Origin of the sequence: Pleomorphomonas sp. PLEO (assembly GCF_041320595.1) — a bacterium.
In the GTDB taxonomy this organism is placed as follows: Bacteria; Pseudomonadota; Alphaproteobacteria; order Rhizobiales; family Pleomorphomonadaceae; genus Pleomorphomonas.
In genome coordinates this window covers 2927868-2953141 of sequence record NZ_CP166625.1, presented here as the reverse complement: position 1 = coordinate 2953141, position 25274 = coordinate 2927868, and the positions used below count along the sequence as shown (strand labels likewise).

At 62.3% G+C, this 25274-nt stretch carries 21 protein-coding genes; 7 read left to right on the top strand and 14 right to left on the bottom strand.

The window, feature by feature from the left end; genetic code table 11:
• Positions 1-481: 481 nt before the first annotated feature.
• Complete coding sequence (locus AB6N07_RS13715; RefSeq protein WP_370673650.1) at positions 482-2410, top strand: FIST N-terminal domain-containing protein; 1929 nt, start codon at positions 482-484, stop codon at positions 2408-2410.
• Positions 2411-2500: 90 nt separating this feature from the next.
• Here the strand turns inward: AB6N07_RS13715 and glyA are convergent, their stop codons facing one another.
• The 6 genes from glyA to AB6N07_RS13685 form a co-directional block, all read right to left on the bottom strand.
• Positions 2501-3796, bottom strand: coding sequence for a serine hydroxymethyltransferase (gene glyA, locus AB6N07_RS13710; RefSeq protein ID WP_370673649.1), 1296 nt, complete (start codon positions 3794-3796; stop codon positions 2501-2503).
• 176 nt (positions 3797-3972) lie between these two features.
• A complete protein-coding gene (locus AB6N07_RS13705; protein WP_370673648.1) occupies positions 3973-4431 on the bottom strand; it encodes a hypothetical protein in 459 nt (152 codons plus the stop codon).
• Positions 4432-4665 carry a serine hydroxymethyltransferase gene (locus tag AB6N07_RS13700; protein WP_370673647.1) on the bottom strand — a complete coding sequence of 78 codons (234 nt, stop codon included), beginning with the start codon at positions 4663-4665 and terminating at the stop codon, positions 4432-4434. It abuts the gene before it with no gap.
• A 73-nt stretch (positions 4666-4738) separates the two neighbouring features.
• A complete protein-coding gene (locus AB6N07_RS13695; protein ID WP_370673646.1) occupies positions 4739-6001 on the bottom strand; it encodes a murein L,D-transpeptidase in 1263 nt (420 codons plus the stop codon).
• A 757-nt stretch (positions 6002-6758) separates the two neighbouring features.
• Positions 6759-7274 carry a transcriptional regulator LdtR gene (gene ldtR, locus AB6N07_RS13690; protein ID WP_370673645.1) on the bottom strand — a complete coding sequence of 172 codons (516 nt, stop codon included), beginning with the start codon at positions 7272-7274 and terminating at the stop codon, positions 6759-6761.
• A 302-nt stretch (positions 7275-7576) separates the two neighbouring features.
• Positions 7577-8011, bottom strand: coding sequence for a DUF6163 family protein (locus AB6N07_RS13685; protein ID WP_370673644.1), 435 nt, complete (start codon positions 8009-8011; stop codon positions 7577-7579).
• A 134-nt stretch (positions 8012-8145) separates the two neighbouring features.
• On the opposite strand from AB6N07_RS13685, the gene hemB reads away from it, so the two are divergent.
• The 4 genes from hemB to AB6N07_RS13665 all read left to right on the top strand — a co-directional run bounded on the left by hemB (position 8146) and on the right by AB6N07_RS13665 (position 11448).
• Positions 8146-9180: a porphobilinogen synthase gene (hemB, locus tag AB6N07_RS13680; protein WP_370673643.1), complete on the top strand. Its 1035-nt coding sequence runs from the start codon at positions 8146-8148 to the stop codon at positions 9178-9180.
• A 1-nt stretch (position 9181) separates the two neighbouring features.
• Complete coding sequence (locus AB6N07_RS13675) at positions 9182-9718, top strand: hypothetical protein (RefSeq protein ID WP_370673642.1); 537 nt, start codon at positions 9182-9184, stop codon at positions 9716-9718.
• Between the two features lie 144 nt (positions 9719-9862).
• Positions 9863-11149: an O-acetylhomoserine aminocarboxypropyltransferase gene (locus AB6N07_RS13670; protein ID WP_370673641.1), complete on the top strand. Its 1287-nt coding sequence runs from the start codon at positions 9863-9865 to the stop codon at positions 11147-11149.
• A gap of 80 nt (positions 11150-11229) precedes the next feature.
• Positions 11230-11448, top strand: a complete 219-nt coding sequence (locus AB6N07_RS13665; protein WP_370673640.1) for a DUF2842 domain-containing protein — start codon at positions 11230-11232, stop codon at positions 11446-11448.
• Between the two features lie 16 nt (positions 11449-11464).
• Here the strand turns inward: AB6N07_RS13665 and AB6N07_RS13660 are convergent, their stop codons facing one another.
• Entirely contained in the window at positions 11465-12820 is a 1356-nt protein-coding gene (locus AB6N07_RS13660; protein ID WP_370673639.1) for a hypothetical protein, read from the bottom strand.
• 204 nt (positions 12821-13024) lie between these two features.
• On the opposite strand from AB6N07_RS13660, the gene AB6N07_RS13655 reads away from it, so the two are divergent.
• Both AB6N07_RS13655 and AB6N07_RS13650 read left to right on the top strand, forming a co-directional pair.
• Positions 13025-13594, top strand: a complete 570-nt coding sequence (locus tag AB6N07_RS13655; RefSeq protein ID WP_370673638.1) for a polysaccharide biosynthesis/export family protein — start codon at positions 13025-13027, stop codon at positions 13592-13594.
• Between the two features lie 114 nt (positions 13595-13708).
• A complete protein-coding gene (locus AB6N07_RS13650) occupies positions 13709-15187 on the top strand; it encodes an undecaprenyl-phosphate glucose phosphotransferase (protein WP_370673637.1) in 1479 nt (492 codons plus the stop codon).
• On the opposite strand, the gene AB6N07_RS13645 is transcribed toward AB6N07_RS13650, so the two are convergent.
• From AB6N07_RS13645 to AB6N07_RS13615, 7 genes are all read right to left on the bottom strand, one after another.
• A complete protein-coding gene (locus tag AB6N07_RS13645) occupies positions 15184-15558 on the bottom strand; it encodes a DUF1667 domain-containing protein (RefSeq protein WP_370673636.1) in 375 nt (124 codons plus the stop codon). The two genes, AB6N07_RS13650 and AB6N07_RS13645, sit on opposite strands and share 4 nt — an antisense overlap.
• Entirely contained in the window at positions 15555-16859 is a 1305-nt protein-coding gene (locus AB6N07_RS13640; RefSeq protein WP_370673635.1) for an NAD(P)/FAD-dependent oxidoreductase, read from the bottom strand. The genes AB6N07_RS13645 and AB6N07_RS13640 overlap by 4 nt, the downstream gene beginning before the upstream one ends.
• Positions 16852-18345 (bottom strand): NAD(P)/FAD-dependent oxidoreductase, encoded by a 1494-nt coding sequence (locus tag AB6N07_RS13635; protein ID WP_370673634.1) that lies wholly within the window; start codon positions 18343-18345, stop codon positions 16852-16854. Before AB6N07_RS13635 ends, AB6N07_RS13640 begins: the two co-directional genes overlap by 8 nt.
• A 275-nt stretch (positions 18346-18620) precedes the next feature.
• Positions 18621-20393 (bottom strand): PTS glucose transporter subunit IIBC, encoded by a 1773-nt coding sequence (gene ptsG, locus AB6N07_RS13630; protein WP_370673633.1) that lies wholly within the window; start codon positions 20391-20393, stop codon positions 18621-18623.
• Between the two features lie 19 nt (positions 20394-20412).
• Positions 20413-23019: a phosphoenolpyruvate--protein phosphotransferase gene (gene ptsP, locus AB6N07_RS13625; protein ID WP_370673632.1), complete on the bottom strand. Its 2607-nt coding sequence runs from the start codon at positions 23017-23019 to the stop codon at positions 20413-20415.
• Positions 23020-23128: 109 nt separating this feature from the next.
• A complete protein-coding gene (locus AB6N07_RS13620) occupies positions 23129-24148 on the bottom strand; it encodes a LacI family DNA-binding transcriptional regulator (RefSeq protein ID WP_370673631.1) in 1020 nt (339 codons plus the stop codon).
• Positions 24149-24595: 447 nt separating this feature from the next.
• On the bottom strand, positions 24596-25267 hold the full coding sequence (locus AB6N07_RS13615; RefSeq protein ID WP_370673630.1) for a L,D-transpeptidase: 672 nt from the start codon (positions 25265-25267) through the stop codon (positions 24596-24598).
• Positions 25268-25274 lie beyond the last annotated feature (7 nt).

Below are 25274 nucleotides of genomic sequence, written 5' to 3'. Positions count from 1 at the left end.
TTAAAATCGACGCTGCCACCTGCACATCACGCCACACTATCGCTGATTCATGAAGCGCGGCCGATCAGACGCATGGTGCAATCGTCAAGGTTTAATAACGCGCCTCCACTCGGCTTTTTCTGTAGAAAAACGGATAAAAGGCTACAAATTACCGCAGATTACAACTTTCGTATTATACCGCATACTTAAATAGATTATGCGCAGAACAAATATATCATACCCAAAATCCGCCAAAAAATAATCCGCAAAATAAATAATACATATTCTGAATAGTACAACGTTAACGGTCATAGCCTAGAAATAACGTCGGAGAGAAGCGGGCGGATGCTGAACTCTGGAGATAGAAATGGGATTATTCGGCAAGATACTGTCGAGGCAGACAAATGGAACGCCGGGCGAAGCCGCGACCATAGCCGCAAGTGACCGCCGGAAGGAAGCGCAGGCGGACACGTCGGCCTCCAATACGGAACCTCTGCGGATTATGCGGACGGACGCCAGTCTCTCCGGTATCGGCCCGAACGACTTTCTGTTCGACGGACGCCCGGCCAGTTTGATCCTCGCCTTCGTCTCGCCAAAGGTGGACTTCGCGGGTGCGACCCGCAAGATAAAGTCACTGGCTCCCTCGGCCGAAGTGGTGGCGACGACAACCGCCGGTGAGCTTTGCGCCAGAGGCGGCGAGAAGATCTATTGCGAGACGGATGGAAGCTGGCAGAACGTTGTTCTGCAGGTTTTTTCGCCGACCCTGATTGAGAAGGTCGAGGTATTCTCGGTCCCGCTCTCATCGCAAGACCTACGAGCCGGTCGGTCGACAATGTCGCATGGCACGCGCATCGGCAAGATCGTCTCCGCCCTGAATTCCGTGAAGCCGACCATGCATCTCGATGCCAAGTCGACCTTTGCGTTGACCTTCGTCGATGGCCTGTCGATGTCGGAAAGTTACTTCATGGAGGCCGTGTACGAGGCGGGCAGGTTCCCATGTCTGTTCATCGGCGGATCGGCTGGCGATGCGCTGACTTTCAGCGAGACGTTGCTGTTCGACGGCCGGCAGGTTGTGAAGGATCATGCCGTCGTCGCCTTCGTCAAGATGGCCGCCGGGCAGCGCTATGGCGTCATGAAGAGCCAGAACTTCCGCAAGATCGGCCCGAGCTTCGTGGTCGTCGACGCCGATCCCGACCGGCGATCGGTCAGTGCCGTCATGGACGAAAAGAGCGGCAGGGTTATCTCTCTGGTCAAAGCCCTGTCGGCCGCCCTGAAGGTCGAACCGGCGAAGCTCGAGACGGCGCTGAAGGGCAAGGCATTCGGCATCGAGCTGGGCAATGAGTTATTCGTCCGCTCAGTGGCAAAAATAGATCTGGAGAAAGAAGTATTCTACTTCTACTGCGACATCGGCTCCGGCGACGAACTGACGATGCTTGAGCAGACCGACTTTCTGGAGCAAACCCGCACGGACGTCGAACGCTACTTGCGTGGCAAACCGAAGCCGGTCGGCGTTCTCATGAACGATTGCATTCTGCGCCGTCTGTCCAATGCCGGAGCATTGTCGCGGACCGGCGGTATCTGGCCGGCCCCCGTGGCGGGGTTCTCGACCTACGGCGAATTGTTCGGCATCAATATCAATCAGACCCTGTCGGCGATCGTCTTTTTCGCAAATGTCGAAAAGGAATTCTCCGATGAGTATCTCGACAATTTCGCGATCCATTATGCGAGTTTCGTCAACTACTTCACCCGGAACAGGCTAAAGCGTGTCGAAATCCTCAACCGCCTGAGAACCGGCGTTATCGAAAAGATCTCGGATTACCTTGAGACATCCTCGAAAATCGAGGGCACGCTATCGGAGATTTCCAACGTCGGTGAAGTCATGTCGGGCATCCGAGCCGCAATGGTCGGGTCCCGCTCGGAGCAGAGCAACAAACCCTCTAACACAGAGGCGCTGGCAGCCCGCTTCGGCGGACTCAACGATGCGCTCGCCGCCCTGCGAAAAGTCGTTTCGGTCATCGATAACATCACTGGCCAAACCAACCTGCTCGCCCTCAATGCGACCATTGAGGCAGCACGCGCCGGTGAGGCCGGCCGAGGCTTCGGCGTGGTGGCGGGCGAAGTGAAGAAGCTTGCCAACGACACAAAGGCCACGCTCGGCCACACGCAGACCGCCATCGCCAACATAGAGGAATCGCTTCGCGAACTCGGCCTCATCATCGACGCCACCAAAGTGGAGTTTTCTGAGGAAGGCGCGCGCTACAAACACATCATCGGCAACGTCGAGGAAATTTTCGCCCAAAGCGGTCATTTCGAACGATCGATAGCCGACCTGTCGTCAATGGTCGCCGGCCATCGGAGCAGCATCGAGCAGGCGGTGAGTAGCATCGAGTTCCTCCAGCAGCTCGACAAGAGCCACAAGGATGCCGCCTAACTCCGGCGCCGCTCCGCATGGCAGCCCAAAACAAAACCGCCGCGCGGGTTTCCCCACGCGGCGGTCGTCGTATCTCGGAATACGGATAGATCAGCCGTAGATCGGGAAAGCGTCGGTCAGCGCCTTGACGCGCAGTTTCACTGCCGCCTCGACACCGTCGTTGTTATCCTCGCCGTTGACCTTCAGTCCATCGAGCACCTGCAGGATCAGGTTGGCGATCTCCTTGAACTCACCAGCACCGAAGCCACGCGAGGTGGCAGCCGGCGAGCCGAGGCGGATACCAGAGGTGATGGTCGGCTTCTCCGGATCGAAGGGCACGCCATTCTTGTTGCAGGTGATGTCAGCGCGGCCGAGCGCTGCCTCCACCACCTTTCCGGTGAGCCCCTTCGGGCGGAGGTCGACCAGCATCAGGTGATTGTCGGTCCCGCCCGAGACGATGTCGACGCCGCCGCGCTTCAATTCGTCCGACAGCACGCGGGCATTCTCCACCACCGCCTTGATGTAGGTCTTGTAGGTCGGCTGCGCCGCCTCGAGCAGCGCCACAGCCTTACCGGCGATGACGTGCATCAGCGGCCCACCCTGCAGCCCTGGGAACACCGCCGAATTGATCTTCTTGGCGATATCCTCGTCGTTGGTCAGCACCATGCCGCCGCGCGGTCCGCGCAACGTCTTGTGCGTGGTGGTGGTGACCACATGCGCATGCGGGAACGGCGAGGGATGCTCACCAGCCGCCACAAGCCCAGCGAAGTGCGCCATGTCCACCATCAGGTAAGCGCCCACCTCATCGGCGATGGCACGGAAGGCGGCAAAATCCCAGACACGGCTGTAGGCCGAGCCGCCGGCGATGATGATCTTGGGCTTGTGCTCCTTGGCCAGCGCCACGAGCTGGTCCATGTCGATGCGGTGGTCCTGGGCGCGGACACCGTAGGTGATCGCGTTGAACCACTTGCCCGACATGTTGGGCTTGGCGCCATGCGTCAGATGGCCGCCCGAGGCGAGGTCGAGCCCAAGCACCGTATCGCCGGGCTTGGCGAGTGCCAGGAACACCGCCTGGTTGGCCTGACTGCCCGAGTTGGGCTGCACGTTGGCGAACTTGCTGCCGAACAGTGCATTGGCGCGCTCGATGGCCAGGTTTTCGGCGATGTCGACGAACTGACAACCACCATAATAGCGTTTACCTGGGTAACCCTCGGCATACTTGTTGGTCAGAACGGAACCCTGCGCCTCGAGAACCGCCTTGGAGACGATATTCTCCGAAGCGATCAATTCGATTTCATGCTGCTGACGACCGAGCTCCTTCGCCACGGCGGAGGCGATCGCGGGATCAACCTCAGCGAGGGAGCTATGGAAGAAATTGGCAAGCTCTGCGCTGGTCGTGTTGGACATTTGGGTTTCCATTCCGTCAAGGGACGTTTCTTGGGCCGGACTTACCGGGACGAAATGCCCCGGCGCCACGCGCGCCCGTGACGGGGCTCGCTTATCACGGGCGGGGGGGTGCCATCAACCTGAGGACCGCCCATCCGGCGGCCGGCAGCCCTGCTTAAATCGAATATTCGGCCGGATCAGCCCGAGATTCTGGCAAGCGCGGCGATCTTGGCGTCATCCTTCGCGCGTCCGGCAAGGCTATAGAATCGCCTGAGATCGGTGGCCGAAGCGACACGAAACTGTCTGCCATCCACCTCGATCTCCTGCGCCTCCCCGATTTCATAGAGCATCCAGCCATCGGCCGTACCGATGCTCATGTCGGCCATCACGTCGATGACGAGCGGCGCGCCTTCGAGATGCAGGTGGACCCGCGAGCGGAATCGGTCGTTGCCACCCTCCCCGCCCGGATCGATGCCGAACGCGGCCGCCAGCGCCTTTGCTTCCTCCGCGCCGACAATGACGTCAAGATCAGCGGCACGGAAATCACCAATGCCACGAAGTTCGAGGACAGCCGTGCCAAACAAGACCGGCGCGACGCCGGCCCGCTGGGCGAGAGCGTGAAGAAAAGCGAGGGTTTCAGCAAGCGCGGCACGCATCTATACGGAGAACCCTCCCCGGCCGGAAACGGGCAACGGCGGCGCATCGGTTTCGGCGAGCCGTCGCTCGAGCTTCCTGAGCGCTAGGCGCTCGAGATCGTGGCGGGCAGCATTAATCGGACCGATGACCTGCACCTCGACGCCGGTGACCGAACAGATGGCGGAGACGCGCACGGTGTTACCGAGGGCGATGAACTCGAAATAGACCTGCCGCCCTTCCGGACTCCCCGCCATTCAAACACCATCCAGCAAAAAGCCCGCCCGGGGATACCGGACGGGCTCAAGCTAGCATGGAACGCAACAGAATTCAGCCGGCCTGCGCCTGATTCTGAGCCTCGGGCGACATAGGCACGCCAAGACCGTCGCGCTGGTAGATGTCGTCACGGAATTCGACGGTGTTGTTCGGCGTCGCCCAGGCCGTGATGTACTGGAAGTAGAGCGGCACCGGATCGGCCACCGGCGCGTCGATGCGCTCGCCGGAGGTCAGCGCCTCGGTGATACGATCCTTCGGCCAGTCGGGCGTATTCTTCAGGATCCAGTAGACGTATTCGCGGACGTTCTGAACGCGGACGCAGCCCGAGGAATGGAACCGGTCGTTGCCGCCGAACAAACCCTTGCTCGGCGTGTCATGCATGTAGACACCTTCCGGCGAGGGGAAGTCGATCTTCACCGTGCCCATGGAGTTGAGGTCGCCCGGCTCCTGGCGGAACATGTAGTTGACCGCCTGGTCGGTTTTCCAGTCGATCGACTGCCAGGGAACCTCGGTGCCCGAGCGCGGATCGAAAGTATGGATCTTCTGCCGGTCGAGATAGGACGGATCCTTCTGCATCTGCGGGATCAGGTCCTTGAGGATGATGCTCTTGGGGACCGTCCAGTAGGGGAAGAATCTGATGATGGTGATCTTCGTATTGAGAAGTGGCGTCTGCCGATCGATCTTGCCGACCACGCCCCGGTGCCGCGAATGCACAGTGTCGCCGTCGATGGTCTCGATTTCCGCACCGGGGATGTTGACCATGACGTAGCGGTCGCTACTACCGCCGAGCGGGTTGGGCAGCGTCTGCAGGCGGACCAGATTGAGCTGCAGCTGCTGAAGACGCATCTCGACAGGCACGTTGAGCTGGCGCAGCGTCGCATCGTCCACCACGCCGGTGGCGATGATGCCGTGACGAGACTGGAAGCGGCGGACGGCGCCGTCGACGAAGCTGTCATAGGCAGTGGACACGCCTGCGCTCTGGTCGAGATCACCGGTGACCATCAAACGCTGCCTTAGCGTCGCAACGGTCTGGTTTTCCACGCCGACACGGAGCGCACCACCCGTCGGTACCTGGGGCCAACCGCCTTGCGTGGCAATGGCCGAATACTGGGAGATCGCCTGTTCGGTGAAGACGTTCGACTGGCCGGAAATCGAGGGCCGAGTCGTCGGCGCCGAGAGGTCGGCGGGAGCGGACACGTCGAACCCCTCCGTCCATTCCGTTTGGGCCAGCAGTGTCTGGGCCTTCGAGGCAGAAGCGGCCAGCGCCGTCACGCCGGCGAGGCCAGCTTTGAGCACCCCGCGGCGACTTGCCGCCATCGATAAAAATGATCCCTTCACGACCGCACTCCAGATCGAAACGTTCAGACGCCGGCAAATCGGGCAAAAGCGCCCGTAACCTAGACCAATGGACAACGGTCTTGGTTAACGGAGCCTTTCCGGCAGATTCCCGCGCAAACGAAGCGCCTGCGATGGACTCGCATGACAGCTTCAATGGCCTGCCGTTTATCGGCAATTCATGGCGAAATCGAGGACTATAAACGCCTCTGCTCGCAGCGCAGGCCAGACCCGATCAAACGGCATGGCAACAAAAGGACGTGAAAAGACCCTGGGCGCAGGGAGGGCGCTCAGGGCCAAGTTGCGCGTCTCGGGAGGAGTTGAGACGTTCGATGCATCCGGTCTCAGGAAAGGGGAGGAAGCGTTCCAACCGACATGCTCGATACACTTAACATCTGACATCAAAGTGTTAAAGAATGGTTAACGACCGAGAAAAGGCGGTGTATCGGCGTTCACCCTGATGGGTCTTTTCTGGAGATATTATCTTTCTCGAAATGTACATGTCAGATTTGACACTGGACGAATGGATATACAGGTAACAACCGGCACGTTGACTTTCACTCAAGTCACGTGCCGATTTTTCTGAAGATGGCTTGGTCAGAAAAAGCAAAACGGCCGCCGTTGTTGCACGGCGGCCGTTGCCAAAAGCGGGGCGATACGGGATCCGATGATCCAAAGCGCACCGAAGTCGCATGTTTTCGACTTCGGAATCCTAGGGTTAGGAGCGCCAGTGATGCACTCAGAGCCGGTAGAGGATCTGGTCGGTCCAAAAGCGCTCCAGCCGCTGAAGCGACTTGTTGAGCACCTTGAAGTCGTCGCGGTTGATACCGCCGACCGTTTCGATCGAAATGATGTGACGGTTGTACAGCTTACCGACGATGTCGGCGACCGCCTGCCCCTTGTCGGTCAGCTTGACGCGGACCGAACGGCGATCCATGCGCGAACGCTGGTGGTGAATGTATCCCATCTCAACCAGCTTCTTGAGATTGTAGGAAACATTGGAGCCCAGATAGTAACCGCGCGTCCGAAGTTCGCCGGCGGTCAGCTCGCTGTCGCCGATGTTGAACAGCAGAAGTGCCTGAACGGCGTTGACGTCGGTGCGGCCCGAGCGATCGAACTCGTCCTTGATGACGTCGAGCAGGCGGCGGTGCAGGCGCTCGACGAGACGAAGAGACTCGAGGTAGAGCGGCTGGAGGCCCTGCTCTTCTTCGGGCTCGGTGGCGTAAAGATCATAGGCGCGCTTGGCGTTGGCCATGGTGGAAAGCCTCTCTGTCGTACTTTTTGGATGCGGCTCTTTGTCCGCCTTGATCACGACAGTAGCCGAGAGCTTTGAAAATCGGCTTAAGGGGCAAGCTGAATATTAGTTTAACGCGATTCCAAACCTGCCAGAGTCTTCGCTTTGGTAAAGCAGGGCTTTACGACCCAAAAAAGCCAACGACCCCATGAATTTCAGCGAAAATCCGCTAAATTCGACCTAGTTTTCATCGACCCGACTCCGGTCGAGAAAGCCGGTTGAGACGAATTGGCAAATTTTACGCAATAACTCTTTGTTGACCTTCACAGACGATCGCGTGTTCGCTCGTAATAAGCCGAGAGCACAGCATAGAGCGCCACCGTACCGATATGGAAGATCATCAGCGGGTAGTTGCGGCCGAACTGCGGATTGTAGGCGCTATAGAGCGCGGTCTCGGTGAGCGCGCTGATCATCCAGACCACAGTGCCCCACGAGGCGAGCAGCCAGAGGCCGACCGCTGCGACAAGATCGGCAACAGCGAAAAACAGCGTAGCTACGATGACAGGCGACGACAGGGTCAGAAAATTGCCGCTCGGAACCCCTAAGCCGAGAATGGTCGCCCAGCGCAAAAGGCCGGCGACGAGGAACACCGTCGACAGAAGGCGCACATAGATGACCAGCGTCAGGCGGGCATCAAACCGATTCCAGAGGCCGGCGTCGAACCCCTCGGGCCGCCGCGAGTCGCCGTTACCGCTCATCCGGTATTCCTTTCGGTTTGTTCGCTGCTTCATTTTTCAGCGCCGGAGTATCGATCAAATCATACCCCGCGTATAGAGCGAGAGGCCGAGCCGTGCTAAAGCGACACCGCTTTCCGCTGGCAGGACTCCTCATCATGACCACGAATAATCCTTTCTCCAGAGGCGCCGCCACGCCCAATATGCGCGACATTCTGGGTGGCCGCCGCATGCGCCGCCTGCGCCAGACTGATTGGTCGCGGCGCCTAGTGCGTGAAACTCGCCTCTCGGTCGACGACCTCATATGGCCGATTTTCGTCATCGACGGCGTCGGCGTGCGTACCCCGATCGCCTCGATGCCCGGCGTCGAGCGCCTGTCGGTCGACGAAGCGGTGCACGACGCCGCCGAGGCGGCGGCCCTCGGCATTCCGGCCATCGCACTCTTTCCCTATACCGATCCGACAAGACGCGACGAGAACGGCAGCGAAGCGCTAGCGTCGGATAATCTCATTTGCCGAGCACTTCGGGCCATCAAGACCGCCGTTCCGGACATCGGCTTGATGACGGATGTGGCGCTCGACCCCTACACCAGCCACGGCCACGACGGCCTGCTTGAGGGTGATGTCATCCTCAACGACGAAACGGTGGCGGTGCTTTGCGAACAGGCCCTCAACCAGGCGCGGGCCGGCGCCGACATCATAGGCCCCTCGGACATGATGGATGGCCGCGTCGGCGCCATCCGCGCGGCGCTTGACGACGCCGGTTTCGAGCACGTGCAGATCATGGCCTATTCAGCCAAGTATGCCTCAGCCTTCTATGGCCCGTTCCGCGACGCGATCGGCACCAGCAAGACGCTGCGTGGCGACAAGCGCACCTATCAGATGGACCCCGGCAATTCCGACGAGGCGATCCAGGAGGCCGAACTTGACCTCGCCGAGGGGGCCGACATGATCATGGTCAAGCCTGGCATGCCCTACCTCGACATTCTGCGGCGCCTCAAGGACGAGTTCCAGGTGCCGACATTCGCCTATCAGGTCAGCGGCGAGTACGCGATGATCATGGCGGCGACTCGCAACGGCTGGCTCGACGGCGAGCGGGCGATGATGGAGAGCCTCGTCGCCTTCAAGCGGGCCGGCGCCGATGGCATTCTCACCTACTTCGCGCGCGACGTCGCTCGCAAGTTGAAGGGCTGACGTGCAGCCCGCCCGCCTTCTTACGATAGTGACCGCCGCGGCCATCGCCTCGGTTTTCGCGGCCGAGGGCTGGTCGCTGGCGGACGGTTACCGCGACGCTCGCGCTTGCCTTAATGCCCTGCCCGCCCTTGAAGAAAGTGGTCAGCTTGTCGTCGGCAGTCTCACGCGTTCCGACGATCTGCCGGGCGTCTTCGAAATCGGCTACCGGGTGACCGAGGGTTTCGGAAGCTGGCCGGGCCGGCTGCGTTGCGCCTTTGGCGATGGACCGGACAACCGACGTCATCTGCTCGGCGTTGAATTTGGCGGTCAGCCGATTGGCGAAGCCCGCCTCTATTTTCTGGAGCGCTTCTGGCTGGGCGATCCGGCAGCCATAAGGAGCGGAGAGGCGCGTCTCAAAAGCGAGATACCGCCACTTTCTTTCCTGGCCGCGATGATCGGGCGGCCCCACCCTTCGCTGATCGGAGCTCTGCTCTGCGCGCTTCTCGCCCTCGCGGCGCTGGCTACCGGCCGGTTATCGGGAAAGCGGCGGCAGGTCTGACGCCGCCCTTGTCTCGTCGCCGGTCGAAGGATTAGGGTGTCGGCCAAAACGCCGACCAAAGCACCCGCCAAGCCGTAGCGCTCGTTATCGATCAGGTTTTTCAGCGTGATGGGCGCGCCCCTGGCGGCGATGAGGGAGAGACAGATGACCGAACAGACCCCCGGATTCTCGACGCTTGCCATCCACGCCGGCGCTGCTCCGGACCCAACCACCGGCGCCCGGATCACCCCCATTTATCAGACGGCATCCTACGTCTTCGAAGATGTCGATCAGGCGGCCAAGCTGTTCGGCCTCGAAGCGTTCGGCAACATCTACGGACGCCTGACCAACCCGACGCAGGCGGTGCTGGAAGAACGCGTCACGGCGCTCGAGGGCGGCGTGGCAGCGCTCGCCGTGGCGTCGGGTCATGCCGCGCAGCTTCTCGTCTTCCATACCCTTCTTCAGCCCGGCGACGAGTTCATTGCTTCCCGCAAGCTTTACGGCGGCTCGATCAACCAGTTTAACAATGCCTTCAAAAACTTCGGCTGGAACGTTGTCTGGGCCGACCCCGCCGATCCCACCTCTTTCGAAAAGGCCGTGACGCCACGCACCAAGGCGATCTTCGTTGAGTCGATTGCCAATCCCGGCGGCATCATCACCGACATCGGCGCCGTCGCTCACGTGGCCAAGCGGGCCGGCGTGCCGCTCATCGTCGACAACACTCTGGCGACGCCCTATCTCTGCCGGCCGATCGAGCACGGTGCCGACATTGTCGTGCACTCGCTGACCAAGTTCCTGGCGGGGCATGGTAACTCGCTGGGCGGCATCATCGTCGATGCCGGCAACTTCGACTGGTCGCGCGAGAACCGCTATCCGATGCTGTGCGAGCCGCGTCCCGAATACAATGGCCTGGTCTTCCACAAGAACTTCGGCAACTTCGCCTTCGCCGTTGCCTGCCGCGCCCTCGGCCTGCGCGATCTCGGCCCCTGCATTTCGCCCTTCAACGCCTTCCAGATCCTGACCGGCATCGAGACACTGCCGCTGCGCATGCAGCGCCATGTCGAAAACGCCATGGCGGTGGCCGAATACCTGTCCGACCATCCCAAGGTGGCCTGGGTGTCCTACGCCGGCCTGCCGGGCGACCGTTACCATGGCCTGCAGCAGAAATATGCGCCGAAGGGCGCCGGCGCCGTTTTCACCTTCGGCCTCAAGGGCGGCTACGAGGCGGGTGTGACGCTGGTGAAAAGCGTCGAGCTGTTCTCCCATCTCGCCAACGTCGGCGACACCCGCTCGCTGGTCATCCATCCCGCTTCGACCACACACAAGCAGCTCACCGACGCGCAGAAGGTGGCCGCTGGCGCGGGGCCGGACGTGGTTCGGCTTTCGGTCGGCATCGAAGATGTCGCCGATATCATCGCCGATCTTGAGCAGGCGCTCGCCCAAATCGACTGACAAGTGGTTCGACTCCGATATTTGCGTGACAGCGGGCCATCCCGGCGCAGATGTCGGAGTCAAGAACGGCGGAGGCGAGCATGTCCCCAAGTCTCAGGAAGCTGATCGGCGCCGTTATCCTGGTGATCACCGTGCCGGTCTACGCGCTCATCGCCATGGTGGTCGCAGTGGCGGTGCTACCCGGCGTGAACTTCTGGTGGCAACTCGTCTATTATGTCGTGGCTGGCCTGCTCTGGGTACCGCCGGCCGGGCTGCTCATCGCCTGGATGGCGAGGCCGGATCGTCGCTTGGCAGGCTAGATCTTGTCTTTCGATATCAGGCGGCAATGTCGCCAGATGGCGCGGCAACGCGCACGATACTGGTAATACCACGGCGGCCGAGAGCGGCAAGAAGCGTGTCGACGGCGCCGGGATCGGCGTCACCGGTCAGCATCAACTGACCTGCGAGCCTGGCAAACAGCGTGAAAGCCGGATCGGCACGCAGCCGGCCGAGGTCGATCAGCACCAGATCGTAGGTTTGCTCCAGCGCTTCGAGCAGCATGGACGCAGCTTCGGTATCGAAGGCGAGCGCCGCCAACGGCTTGCGCCCGGCGCCGATTTCATGGGCGCGCGAGGTCGCGTTGCGTTGAATGACATCGGCGAAATCAGCTTCTCCGGCGAGAAGCTCGGCCAAGCCCGGTCGGTCGTCGGTGCGTCGGCCAGCACCAATGACGACGATGCGCGCGCCGTTGAAGCTACCATCGCGGGCCAGTTCGTCGACAAGGCGATGATTCTCATCGCCCTCCCCGAAGCATGCCACCGCGACCCGCCGACGACCGGCGAGATCGACACCGGGAATGATCGGGGGGGCAACCGGCATTGCGGCGGGAAACCCGACCATCACCTCGGTCGGCGGCGAGGCTTGGTCGCGGGAAATCTTCAGATCAAGGGGTTTTAGGGCGCAGACAGTAAGCGGCGCCTCCTCGGGCAATTCGGTCGTCTCGCCGCGGCGCCAACGGCTCGCGGCCATCGCAATTCCACCCAGCATCAGCACGGACAGGCCAACCAACGAGGCCCCAGCGGAAGGAGAAAGGCTCACCACCTGCTCGACCGGTGCCGCGTCTGACACCAAACGCGCCCCCACGCCACCATCTGTACCCTGGAGGGAAAGATAGTCAGCTATGACACGGTCAACGAATCGCACGGCAAAATTGGTATTCTCGGACGAAAATCGCACGTCAATCGCTCGGCCACGCCCAGAAGGTACAGCCGAGAATCGTGCCGCCAAGGCATCAGTCAGGCGCTCTTCGGGTGACACCAGTTTGCTGGCACCACCCAAGCCCACCGCCATGAGCACACGCACCTGAAGCGGCGGCTTCGAAAACACGCCGGCATCGGTAACGCCGAGTTCAGTCGCCGCCCGGCGCAAGGTATCCCGGGAAGAGATAAGTTTAGCCTGTGCATCCAGAAAGGCAGCGTCGATGACGCTCTCAGCTACACCCTTGCGGTCGATGGTCAGACTGGCGCGCACTTCGACATCGGATGGCAGGCCGGAAAGAAGACCGTGAGTCGCTGCCGCGACCGAGGCGGCCAGCGCCACCAAGAGAGATGCTCGACGCAAAATAAGCCGGAAACCAGCCGGACGCGCGCCGTCTCCCGCCTCACCGGCAGGGGTCTGGTCGAACACGGTCATGGGTCGAGCTTGCCTTCGCATACGAAAAGCATGGTCGGGGATGGTAACCAGCTCGTTAAGCATCGCGAAATTGTTACCGTCGCTGACGTTTTCCCGGCCTCGTCAAGACTTCATAAAGGAATGCCGACCAGCATTTTCCTTTCCTTAACCATGCCGCACTAGGGTCACCTCACGTATTCGCGCTGATTTGGTGGGGGTTTTCGCATGCGGCGACGCGCCTTTCTCGGTCTGGCTCTGCTCGGCCTCGGCGCTTGCACGGCCCTGCCCCGGCGGCAGCCGGCGGACGCGCAACCTCCCTTCCCCGACGGACTTGACGGCCCTTACCGACTCGACAGCGGCGACAAGCTGCGCGTTACCGTTTTCGAACAGACGGCACTATCCGGCACATTTTCCATCGATCAGTCGGGTTACATCGCCTACCCTCTGGTCGGCAACGTCGTAGCGCGCGGCCTGACCACGCAGGAGCTGGCCGGCGCCCTCACCAGAGGCCTCAAGAAAGGCTACCTCACCAATCCCGACGTGACGGTCGAGGTCGACACCTACCGCCCCTTCTTCATCATGGGCGAGGTGCGCAATCCTGGCCAATATACCTACGTCAACACCATGACCATCGAGACGGCCATCGCCATTGCCGGTGGCTTCACCTCACGGGCCGACGAGCGCCGTATCGAAGTTTCGCGCCGGCTGAACGGCAAGAATTATACGGGCATACTGCCTCCGAGCGCTCTGGTCCGCCCCGGAGACGTATTGAAAATTGCTCAGCGGCTATTTTGACGGCTGAGATTTACCAATGCTGAAGCGGACAAATTGTCCGCAATTTTACTTCACTTCAGGACTTTTGCGGGATCATGGCGACATCAGTCGCCTTGATCTTCGAAATGGATTGCAATGAGCGCCACAGAGCCAGCCTCCGAGCCTGTTCCCCGCCACGCGGCAACAGCGGCGACGGTTGCCGAGAACTACCGCGACGCTTCCATCGCTCCATCGCTGGTGAGCGGGCTTGCCGCGGCTTTCGAGGGGCTTTGCCTGTCCATCGTCGGCGTCGGTCTGCTGCCGCTGTTCTCGGTATCGCTGGCCGGCCTTACCATGGCGATTCCCATTGGAGCGGCCTGCTTGACGCTGCTGGTCGCCCAGATACTCGGCGCCAACGACCTATCGCTGCTGCGCCGCCACTCCCAGCGTCTCGCCAAGCTGCTGTTGGCTTGGTCGAGCGTCTTCGGCTTTGTTTCTGTGCTGATCGTCATAGGGGACGGCGCGCCTGGCATCGCCCGCCTGTGGTTCCCCGTCTGGTATGTGGCCGGGGTGATGGCACTCGGTCTTTCCTCCGCCGTTACCGCGACGGCGACTCGCCGGTTAACCCGCGCCGGGCGCTTGCAGAAGCGGGCCGTCATCCTCGGCGGTGGCGCCATGGCAGAGTCCCTGATCACAGCGCTCGAGGAGACCGGCGGCAACGAACTTGCCATCCTCGGCATCTTCGACGATCGCAACGACGACCGCAGCCCGGAGAACCAGCGCGGCTTCCCCAAGCTCGGCAATACCTCCGATCTCGTCGATTTCGCCCGCCTCACCGCGATCGACCTCGTCATCGTCGCCCTGCCGCCGACCGCCGAGGTGCGCATCCTGCAGCTTCTGAAAAAACTGTGGGTGCTGCCAGTCGATATCCGCCTCGCTGCCCATACCAGCAAGCTGCGCCTCCGCCCACGCTCCTACTCCTACATTGGCCGCGTTCCGTTCCTCGACCTGTTCGATCGACCGATCACCGGCTGGTCGCAGGTGTCGAAGCGCGTGTTCGACGTGACCATCGCCAGCCTTGCCATCGTTGCGCTGTCGCCGCTGATGCTCGGCGCGGCGATTGCCGTCAAGGCGACCTCCAAGGGGCCGATCCTGTTTCGTCAGCCGCGCTATGGCTTCAACAACGAAGTGATCTCGGTGATGAAGTTCCGATCGATGTACGCCGACAAGGCGGACATCAAGGCCGAAAAGGTCGTCACGCGCGGCGACCCGCGCGTGACGCCGGTCGGCCGCTTCATTCGCAAGACATCGATCGACGAGCTGCCGCAACTATTCAACGTGCTGAAAGGCGACCTGTCGCTGGTCGGCCCGCGCCCGCACGCCGTCAACGCCCATACCGAGCACAAGCTCTGGGAAGAGGTGGTCGACGGTTACTTCGCTCGTCACAAGGTCAAGCCCGGCGTTACCGGTTGGGCGCAGATCAATGGCTGGCGCGGCGAAGTCGATACGTCCGATAAGATTCACGCACGCGTCGAACACGACCTCTACTACATCGAGAATTGGTCGGTTCTGTTCGATCTTTACATTCTGATGCTGACGCCGGTGCGCATCATCAATCAGGAAAATGCCTATTAAAGTAAGGAAATCTCGCGGGCAGCACGGAAATCGACACCGAGACCGAGCGCATCGGAAATGATGATTGCTCCCTCGGCGACTGGCGCGACAACCGACACACCACGCAGAAGTCGCAAACAGTCGAAGATGCGCTCCTTCGGCACCGGATTGACCGACACGACAGGCAGCAGCGGCAAGCCACCGCCCGATACCCGCACCGTCGTCGTCACCATGCGCTTTGGCGCCACCACTTCCTCGGCGGCATAGGCAAGCCCCTTGTTGCAGGTGAAGCCGGTCATCTCTGCAACCACACCGTCCTCGACGGTGACTTCGCCGCCGCAGCCTATCGGACAGCCGATGCATTGGATGGCGTGGACCAAGCGTTCCATCATGCCTCCTCCTCGATTTCGTCCTCGGCATCGATCTTCTCGGGTGCCGCAACGACCCGGAATTCAAGCGTCATGGCATCGCCGATCTTGCGGACGGGAATGTCGGCGACAATCATCTCGCTGGGCTTGACCACCCTGAGCTTGCGTTCGAAGGCGAGCACGCCATCCGCCCAGAATTGCAAGAGCGACGCGCCCATCGGCTTCGATGCCCGGAAATAGAAGCGGACGCTCATTCGACCCGGCTCGAACGGGGAGAGGCGCTGCGGCACGACGGTGCGAAGCCCCTCGCCCGCCATGACGGAACGCTCCTGGCCGGAAGCGGCAAGCTCCCCACGGGCGTGGCGAGCCGCCGAGCGACCAGCGATCGCCGCCTCCTCGGAAACCCAATCGACGAGGTCGTGGACATGCAGCACGTTGCCGGCAGCGAAGAACCCAGGGAGCGATGTCTCACGAAACTGGTCGACCCGTGCGCCACTGGTAATCGAATCGAGGGCGACACCGGCCGCGCGGCCGAGTTCGTTTTCCGGAATGAGGCCCACCGAGAGCAAGACACAGTCGCAAGCCACGTCGAAGGCCGTTCCATCGATCACTTCCAGCCTGTCGTTCACTTGCGACACGGTGATTCCAGTCACCCGATCCTTACCGTGAATCGCCGTCACCGAGTGGCCGAGGTAGAGAGGAATGTCGAAATCCTCAAGGCACTGGACGATGTTTCGGGTCAGGCCGTTGGAATACGGCATGATCTCGAAGACGGCCTTCACCTTTGCGCCCTCGAAGGTCATGCGGCGGGCCATGATGAGGCCGATGTCGCCAGAACCGACGATCACCACCTCTTTGCCCGGCAGGTAACCTTCCATGTTGACCATGCGCTGGGCGGCACCGGCGGTGAACACGCCGGCCGGCCGACTGCCTGGGGTGCGGATGGCGCCACGCGTCCGTTCGCGACAGCCCATGGCGTAGACCACCGACTTCGCCTTGACGACTGTCAGCCCGGCATGCGGGCTGACCGAGGTGATGACGCCGCCCGGCTCGGCAGCCAGCACCGTCGTGTCGAGCCAGACGTCGATGTCGGTCGCCTTGACCATGTCGATGTAGCGGTGGGCGTAGCCAGGTCCGGTCAGCTCCTCCTCGAAGCGACGTAGGCCAAAACCGTTGTGAATGCATTGCTGCAGGATACCGCCGAGTTCACGATCCCGCTCTAGGATCAGCACGCGCTCCGCGCCGGCTTCCCGCGCGGCGAGCGCCGCCGCCATACCGGCGGGACCGCCGCCGATGGTCACCACGTCGTAGGAAAACTCACGCATGAATGCCCTCCCCGGCTTCGAGCTGGGCGCGCGACAGGAATAGCCACGACCCCGCCGAGTCCTTTCGGACGGCGGTAACGGGGATGCCGAGCTCACGCGCGAGAATCGCCGTGACGCGCGGTCCGCAGAAGCCGCCCTGACAGCGCCCGGCGCCTGCCCTTACCCGTCGCTTGACGCCGTCGACGGTGCGGGCACCGCAGGGCGACTGGATGGCAGCGACGATCTCCGCCTCAGTGATGGTCTCGCAGCGGCATATGACACGGCCGAATAGCGGATCGCTGGCAATCAGCCGCGCCTGAGTTTCGCGATCAAGATCATGGAAGCGCGGCTTTTCCGGATTGATCGGAACGAAGCTCGCCTTCGGCCGGAGCTTCAAACCGACCTCGCCCAATATCTCGACGATGACCTCGCCAATGGCCGGCGCCGAGGTCAGCCCGGGCGACTGGATGCCGGCGGCATGGACGAGACCGCGCGTCACCGGCGACGGGCCGATCACGAAATCCTTGCCGGCAGCGGCGCGCAAGCCGGCGAATTCGGTAATCGCCGTACCGAGTGGCAGCGCCGGCACGATGCGACGGGCGCCAGCGATGATGCCGGCAAGCCCGCCCGCCGTGGTTTCCTTGTCGTCGGGATCATCGATGTCGACGGCATCGGGGCCGATGAACACGTTGCCATGCACGGTGGGTGACACCAGGATGCCTTTCGACACCTTGTCGGGCGTCGGGAACAACACCGTGTTGACCAATTGACCGACACTGCGGTCGAACAGGATATATTCGCCCCGGCGTGGCTTGATCGTGAAGCTGCCGTCGCCGGCCATGCGCGCCACGTCGCCGGCATGGAGGCCGGCGGCGTTGACGACGAAGCGAGTTGCAATGCGGCCGCGCGTGGTTTGCACCGCCACGACCCGCCCGCCCGCCACATCGAGGCCGGTCACCACGCATTCGGTGATGATGCGCACGCCGTTGCGAATGGCATTCTCGGCAAAGCCGACCGTCGCCAGGAACGGACAGACGATGGCGCCACTGGGCGCCCAGAGCGCACCGGCCACCTCGGGCGAGATGTTCGGCTCATGCGCAACCACTTGATCGGTGTTCCAGATCTCGAGGCCGGGTACACCGTTCTCGATCCCGCGCCGACGAAGATCCGCGACGGTCTCCATCTGCGCGGCGTCTTTTGCCACGACCAGCGCTCCCGTCGCCTTGCGCGGGATGCCGAGGCCTTCGGCAAGCTCGGCATAAAGCGCGGCGCCGCGCACGTTGAGGCGCGCTTTCCAGGTGCCCGGCTCGGCATCGAAGCCAGCGTGCAGGATGCCGCTGTTGGCCTTGGACGTACCGGTCGCGACATCGGGGGAGCGCTCGATCAGCACGACCGACAATTCAAATCGCGAAAGCTCTCGCGCGATCGCGCTTCCCACGACGCCGCCGCCAATAACGACGACGTCGGCGCTATCGGGAAGAGGCCCCACTCCGAAACTGCCCGCCATGCTCCGCTCCTTGCGCGCAAGACGGCAGTGGTTCGACATGCCGTCCCGTCTCGCTCGCCGCAACAAAGTTCGATTGATCTTCGTTTCGGTTCGATTTTCCTTTCGTATCATTTCAAGCGAAAGTTTCGGATCGGTACGAACGCCTATGATTTGAACCTTCGTCACCGCCCAATCAGCGGTGGCTCACCAAGAACACGCCTTCCACCAAACAAAACAACGCCGCCTTCCCCTGGGGAAAGCGGCGCTGTTTCATCAGCTTTTGAGCAGCAGAGCCGTCAGGCGGACAGGGCCTGTGCCACCTCGCCGGCGTCCTCGCCGACGATCAGATGATAGTTGGCAGAACCAAGCGTAGCGACAGCCCGCACGCCGGCCTTCTTGACCAGCGACTGGTCGAACCGCTTGGGGTCGGCCACCTCGACGCGGACGCGGGTGCCGGACACCGCCTCGACCGAGACGATGTTGGCGCGTCCACCGAGGGCATCGATCATCTGATCGGCCTTGAGGCGGGCGGCGGCCGACGGCGCACCGGCGGCTGCCTTGATGGCAATCGGAGCCGCGGCGGCAACGGGAGCGGCGCCACCGGCGGGCTGCGACTGGAGATACTCTTCCATGTCGGTCTTCATGTTTTCGGACTGGGTGCCGAAGATCACCTGCAGGCCCTGGCCAACCACCATGACACCGGCGGCCCCCATTTCCTTGAACTTCGGCTGATCCACCTTGGCGATATCGGCGACGCCGACGCGCAGACGGGTGATGCAGGCATCGAGGTTGGTGATGTTCTGAGCGCCACCGAAGGCGGTGACGAGCTTGCGGGCGGTGGCAAAGCGATCACTGCCGTCGAGCGCCTCATCTGCCGTTTCAACGGTGGCCACGCCATCGTCTTCACGGCCGGGCGTCTTGAAGTTGAACTTCAGGATGGCGAACCGGAACACGCCGTAATAGATCGCGGCATAGATAGGCCCGAGGATCAGCGTCATCCACCAGTTATGGGCGTTGGGGCCGAACACGTTGAAAAGCAGGAAGTCGATGCCACCTTGGGAGAAGGTAAAGCCCATGTGGATGTCGAGCGTGTTGGCAACGAACTGGGTGGTGGCGGCCAGCACCGCATGCACGGCATAGAGCGCCGGGGCGACGAACAGGAAGGAGAACTCGATCGGCTCGGTGATGCCGGTCAGGAACGAGGTCAGGGCGGCCGAGACCATCATGCCCATGACCTTGACGCGGTTTTCCGGCTTGGCGGTGTGGGCGATGGCAATCGCGGCGGCCGGCAGGCCCCACATCTTGAACAGGAAGGCGCCCGACAGGATACCGGCGGTGTGATCGCCTGCGAAGAAGCGGTTGATGTCGCCGTGAACGACCTTGCCGGCGGCGTCGGTGTAGGAACCGATCTCGAAGAAGAACGGCACGTTCCAGATGTGATGCAGGCCGAAGGGGATCAGCAGGCGCTCGACGAAGCCGTAGACGGTCGCGGCGAGGCGCGGGTCGTTTTCAGCCGCCCAGTGCGAGAAGATGTCGATGCCGGACTGCACGGGCTGCCAGACGAAGGACAGCACCACGCCGGCGGCAATCGCCGCAAGGCCGGTGACGATCGGCACGAAACGCTTGCCCGCGAAGAAGCCGAGATAGGACGGCAACTGAATGCGGAAGTAGCGGTTGAACAGCGACGCCGCGATGGCACCGATGATGATGCCGCCGAACACGCCGGTGTCGATGGTCGGTACCGTCTTGCCGGCCAAGACAGGCACCTGCAGGAACACGGCCATGGCGCCGAGCGTCGCGGTCATGACGAAATAGCCGACAACGGCGGCGATGGCGGCAACGCCGTCATTCTTGGCAAGGCCAAGGGCGACGCCGACGGCGAAGATGATCGGCAGATTGCCGAAGATGGCATCGCCACCCTTGGCCATCACCTGCGACACGATCTCCGGCAGGAAGGAGAAGTTGGACGCGCCGATGCCGAGCAGAAGGCCGGCGACGGGCAGCACGGCGACAGGCAGCATCAACGCCTTGCCGATCTGCTGCAGCACTCCGAATGCGGATTTGAACATGATTGGGAACCTCTGAGACTTAAGCTTCGGGCCAGGACTGGGCGAGCATTCGGCGCACCGCCTCGCCGGATTCGAGGGCGAGCGCCGCTTCGGCGACCGCCTTGCACTTGTTCATGTCGAGCGTTCGCACCATCGCCTTGATCTCGGCGATCGAGCCGGAGGTGGCCGACAATTCAGTGACGCCGAGGCCGATGAGCACCGGCGCGGCCAGCGGGAAGGAAGAGAGCGAACCGCAGACGCCAACCCAGCGGCCGTGCGCTTTCGCTCCCTCGACCGCCAGCTGGATCAGCCGCAGCACCGCCGGATGGAAGGGATCAAGCTGCTTGGCCAGGCGCGGGTTCACCCTGTCAATGGCCAACGTGTACTGCGCCAGATCATTGGTACCGACCGACAGGAAGTCGGCTTCGGCGGCCAGCGTCTTGGAGATCAGCGCCGCCGAGGGCACCTCGACCATGATGCCGACCTCAATCGGCGTCGTGCGTCCCAGCGCCTTCGTCTCCTCGTCGATCACCTTGCGCACGTCCCGAAGGTCGGCGATCGTGGCGATCATCGGCAGCAGAATCTTGCACTGGCCGTAAGGCTTCACCCTCAGGAGCGCGCGGATCTGCGTCCTGAGCAGCTCGGGCTGCCACAGGCTCATGCGCACGCCGCGCAAACCGAGGGCGGGGTTTTCCTCCTTCGGCAGGTTGGCGTAGGGCACGTCCTTATCGGCACCGGCGTCGAGGGTGCGGATAATCAGCGGCCGTCCCTTCAAGCCATCGGCGATCGCCTGATACTGGGCGTATTGCTCGTCCTCGCTCGGCGCGGTGGTGCGGTTGAGGAACAGGAATTCCGACCGCATCAGGCCGCAGCCTTCGGCGCCACCTTCCAGCGCCACGGCAACGTCGGCCGGGCCGCCGAGATTGGCGACTACCTCGATCCGTTTGCCATCGGCCGTGTAGCAGTCGTCCTGAGTGGCGGCGCGGTTGGCGGCCAGACGCTCGCGGCGGCGGATCACGGTGGCGCGGATGTCGGCGAGATCGCCCTCCGGCGGGTTGATCCGCACGCTTGCCTGGTCGGCATCGAGGATGACCGGTTGCCCGTCAGGCACGCACACCACGCCGACGCCGGCGGCGACAACGGCTGGAATTCCCTTCGACGCGGCAAGGATCGACACGTGCGCCGTCGGCCCGGCATAGGCCAGCACGATGCCCGCCACCTTAGTAAGGTCGAGATCGGCAAACTGCGACGGCAAGAGATCGGCGGCAAAGATGATGGCGTTATCAGGGAGCACCGTCGCCGAACCGGACACACCCAGCAGGATGGCCAGAACGCGGCGGCGAACGTCCTCGAGGTCGGAGGCTCGCTCGGCCAGCACCGGATTGCCAAGCTTGCGCAGCGCGGCAACCTGACGATCGATCGCCGTCTTCCAGGCATAACCGGCGCTCTTGCCGTCGCGGATCAGCGTCCAGGCGGCGTCGCGCAGATCCGGGTCCTCGACGAAGGACAGATGAGCCTTCAGGATTTCGGCCTGCTGTCCCTTGCTGGCCGCGATCTTGGCGCTGATGTCGGCAGCGGCCGTCTTGAGAGCGGCGCGCAGCTCCTTGATTTCCAGCTCGACATCGGCACCGGTCTCGGAAACCTCAAAGTCTTCGGAGGTGATCCGCACCGAAACGCCGACGGCAAGCCCCGGCGAGGCGGTGTTGCCCTCGATGGTCTTGGCCACACCTGGTCCCCAGAGCTCGGGCGCATCGGCCGTGGGCAACGCGTTGGCCACCGGCGAGGCAACGACTTCAGGCGCGGCTGCCAACGCCGGAGCGGAAGCAGCGGCCATCGTGGCCTCCGGCCCGCCCAGCAGCGCGGCGATGCGATTGGCCACCTCGGCGCCATCGGCACCCTTAGCCTCGATGGTCAGTTCATCGTTATGCACAGCGCCGAGCAGCATCAGCCCGACCGGGCTGGCAGCGCTGGCCTTGCGGTCGCCCAGGCGGATGATCACCTCGGCGGCGCCGGTCTTGGCCGCCTCGGCAATCAGCCCGGCCGGGCGGGCATGGATGCCGTTGGGATCGGCAACGCGCACCTTGACGACGGTCGCATCTCCCCCGGCCTCACCGGCCGAGGATGCTGTCGCCTCGCCCTTGGCGGCAATGCTGGCCACCGCGTCGCCGGCCGCGATCTCATGATCGACGGCGGGAACGGTGAGCGTGAAGCGTTCGCCGTTGGTCAGCACCACCGGAACCACCATGCTGCGAACCAGCTGCGAAATGATGTCCATGTCGAAGCTGATCAGCGGATCGCCGGTATTGACCCGGTCGCCTTCCGCCACGTGCGGGGTGAAGCCGTCGCCCTTGAGCGCCACGGTGTCGAGGCCGATATGCATCAGAACCTCGGCACCATCTTCAGCTCGCAACGTCACCGCATGATGAGCGCGGTGGATCGAGGTGACGACGCCGGCAAAAGGCGCTCGCAGGATCGAGTCCGTCGGATCGATAGCGAAACCGTCGCCGAGAATGCGGCCGCTGAATACCGGGTCGGGAACGTCGGCGATAGAAACAAGCCAACCGCCGATCGGAGCTTTCAGGGAAAGCCCATCTTTCGCGTCGAGCGGCTTTCCGCCGCCGGACGCGTCTTTCAAATGATCAACCACAACAAGACTCCGTCAGATCCCGGATTTTTCAATCAGGCGGCGTTAGCGCCCCGTTTCGTTTAACTCTCACGCATGCTCTCCGGCTCCAGCCGGCGAAGGATTTGGTTCGTCATCGTCGCGGCGGCGCCTGGGCGCTGTCGCGAAAGATAAGGTCAACCGCCCAGACCTCGGAGAGGTCGGCCGGATCGGCGCCGCCAACCAAAGAGGCGGCAAGCTCTGCGACGCGGAGGCCGGCGGAGCGAATCGATGAGAAGGTGGTGGTGAGCGCCGGCTCGAAGGCCTCCGGTCTCACGGTCGCAAGGCCATCGTCATGGGCGATGACCGAAACATCCCTGCCGATCGTAAGGCCAAAATCGCCGATCGCCCGGCAACAACCGGAGGCCAGGAACATCGAGGCACAGACGAAAGCGGTCGGCGGCGTCGATGAGACCAGAAGCGCGCGCGTGGCGCGATATCCATGGCCCTCGGTGGCGGGCCCGGCGGCGAATAGACCAGCTTCCGCGACCAGCCCATGGCGACCGAGCGCGGCGTGCCAGCCGACCATGCGCTGCTCGGAGGCAGAGAGGTCGGCCGGGCCGGTCACCAGCGCAATGGTCTTGTGGCCAAGGCCGGCGAGCAGATCGACGGCCCGGCGCACGCCGTCCTCATGATCAATGTCGAGGTGCGGATAAATCAGAGAGCCGGCGGTGCGGCCGCAGGTCACCGTCTGCAAACCAAGGTGCGACAGCAAGCGGATGCGGAGGTCCTCGACCTTGAGGTTGGCGAGGATCATCACGTCGACCGCCTTGGCGCGGGCCAACCGACGATAGCCGGCCTCCTCGCCGTCGAAAGTGGCGTTGACGTAGAGATCGCGGCCGCAGCGCCCCGCCCCATCGGCCAACCCAGCCAGGAATTCGCCGAATACCGGATCGGCCATTTCCGCCGAGGCGCCGGGTAGCACCACGCCGAACGCTCCGGATTCGCCGGTGGCCAACCGCTTGGCGCTGACATTGGGCGTGTAGTTGAAGCGCCGCGCCGCCTCAAGCACACGCAGGCGCGTCTCCTCGTTGACCTCGGAGAAGCCATTGAGAGCCCGGCTGACGGTCGTCTTGGACAGTCCCAGGTGCTGGGCAAGCTCTCTCAGATTCACCGATGGCCCTCCAGAACCACGGCCGGACAAAGTGTCCTGGCTGATATAGCCTTCGAACCGGTTTGAAAACGCAATCCGAACCTAATCCACCGTTTCCTGCCGCGAAAACGACCGGCCCTCGACACTTGAGTGGATTATTTCAATCGTAGAAATAAAGAAATCCGAACCGGTTTGGAAGATATGTAATAACCCGCCTGCCACAATCCACAAATCGGGAGGCGGCGCGTGACGGCATGCGCAGCGGCGCTTTGAGCGCGGGCCTGCCGTGGGTCCCCGGCTTTTCAAGCCGACGGACGGTCTAGGTGTCTAATCCCAGGCTTTGATGGCGCAGTCTTTTTTTGGGGGGTGGAAGGAGGCACTATGGGCCAAGTTCTTCTCGGGAATGCTTCATTTTTGCCCAACTTTTGCAGCGCTGCAAAATTAGGATTATAGCGTCGGCCCAACGCTCTAGGCGGTCGCGGCGCTGGTAGTCAGCACGACGACCTTCGTTCCGACTGGCACCCGCCGATATAAATCCATGATGTCCTGATTGAGCAGTCGAACGCAGCCGGAAGACACCATTGTCCCTATAGTCCAGGGCTCCACAGTTCCGTGGAGCCGATAGTAGGTATCCTGATTGTTCCGATAGAGATAAAGAGCGCGAGGTCCGAGAGGATTTCCGGCTCCACCGGGCAACCCATCTTTCAGCGGGCCGTACCGCGCCGGGTCGCGCGCAATCATATCGGGGGTGGGACGCCAGCCCGGCCACTCGGCCTTACGGGCGATGGTCGCTTCACCTTGAAAATTGAAAGCTTCCTGTTTGCCAACGCCAACCCCGTAACGTAGCGCGCGACCATTCTCCATCACGAGATATGCATATCGCGCAACCGGATCGACAACGATTGTTCCTGGCTCTTCATTGGTCTGATAGGCGACCTCTCTGCGCAGGAATTGCGGTTTGACCTGTTTCAGATCGACAGTGGGAACCGGGAAAGGCTCCGTGTCGATAGACGAATACATGGCGAGATAGGAGGGATCAGCCTGCGGCGTGAGCGCTGCAACTTTGGTCTGTTGTTGTGTGGCGCATCCGGCCAGCACCAAAGGCGATCCGATAAGAAAGTTTCGTCTGCTCAATACCATTCAACTG

Bases quoted from the DNA above. Each gene is read 5' to 3' on its own strand.
- AB6N07_RS13715 (WP_370673650.1), top strand. From the start codon at position 482: ATGCGGACGGACGCCAGTCTCTCCGGTATCGGCCCGAACGACTTTCTG.
- glyA (WP_370673649.1), bottom strand. From the start codon at position 3,796: ATGTCCAACACGACCAGCGCAGAGCTTGCCAATTTCTTCCATAGCTCC.
- AB6N07_RS13705 (WP_370673648.1), bottom strand. From the start codon at position 4,431: ATGCGTGCCGCGCTTGCTGAAACCCTCGCTTTTCTTCACGCTCTCGCC.
- AB6N07_RS13700 (WP_370673647.1), bottom strand. From the start codon at position 4,665: ATGGCGGGGAGTCCGGAAGGGCGGCAGGTCTATTTCGAGTTCATCGCC.
- AB6N07_RS13695 (WP_370673646.1), bottom strand. From the start codon at position 6,001: ATGGCGGCAAGTCGCCGCGGGGTGCTCAAAGCTGGCCTCGCCGGCGTG.
- ldtR (WP_370673645.1), bottom strand. From the start codon at position 7,274: ATGGCCAACGCCAAGCGCGCCTATGATCTTTACGCCACCGAGCCCGAA.
- AB6N07_RS13685 (WP_370673644.1), bottom strand. From the start codon at position 8,011: ATGAGCGGTAACGGCGACTCGCGGCGGCCCGAGGGGTTCGACGCCGGC.
- hemB (WP_370673643.1), top strand. From the start codon at position 8,146: ATGACCACGAATAATCCTTTCTCCAGAGGCGCCGCCACGCCCAATATG.
- AB6N07_RS13670 (WP_370673641.1), top strand. From the start codon at position 9,863: ATGACCGAACAGACCCCCGGATTCTCGACGCTTGCCATCCACGCCGGC.
- AB6N07_RS13665 (WP_370673640.1), top strand. From the start codon at position 11,230: ATGTCCCCAAGTCTCAGGAAGCTGATCGGCGCCGTTATCCTGGTGATC.
- AB6N07_RS13660 (WP_370673639.1), bottom strand. From the start codon at position 12,820: ATGACCGTGTTCGACCAGACCCCTGCCGGTGAGGCGGGAGACGGCGCG.
- AB6N07_RS13655 (WP_370673638.1), top strand. From the start codon at position 13,025: ATGCGGCGACGCGCCTTTCTCGGTCTGGCTCTGCTCGGCCTCGGCGCT.
- AB6N07_RS13650 (WP_370673637.1), top strand. From the start codon at position 13,709: ATGAGCGCCACAGAGCCAGCCTCCGAGCCTGTTCCCCGCCACGCGGCA.
- AB6N07_RS13645 (WP_370673636.1), bottom strand. From the start codon at position 15,558: ATGATGGAACGCTTGGTCCACGCCATCCAATGCATCGGCTGTCCGATA.
- AB6N07_RS13640 (WP_370673635.1), bottom strand. From the start codon at position 16,859: ATGCGTGAGTTTTCCTACGACGTGGTGACCATCGGCGGCGGTCCCGCC.
- AB6N07_RS13635 (WP_370673634.1), bottom strand. From the start codon at position 18,345: ATGGCGGGCAGTTTCGGAGTGGGGCCTCTTCCCGATAGCGCCGACGTC.
- ptsG (WP_370673633.1), bottom strand. From the start codon at position 20,393: ATGTTCAAATCCGCATTCGGAGTGCTGCAGCAGATCGGCAAGGCGTTG.
- AB6N07_RS13615 (WP_370673630.1), bottom strand. From the start codon at position 25,267: ATGGTATTGAGCAGACGAAACTTTCTTATCGGATCGCCTTTGGTGCTG.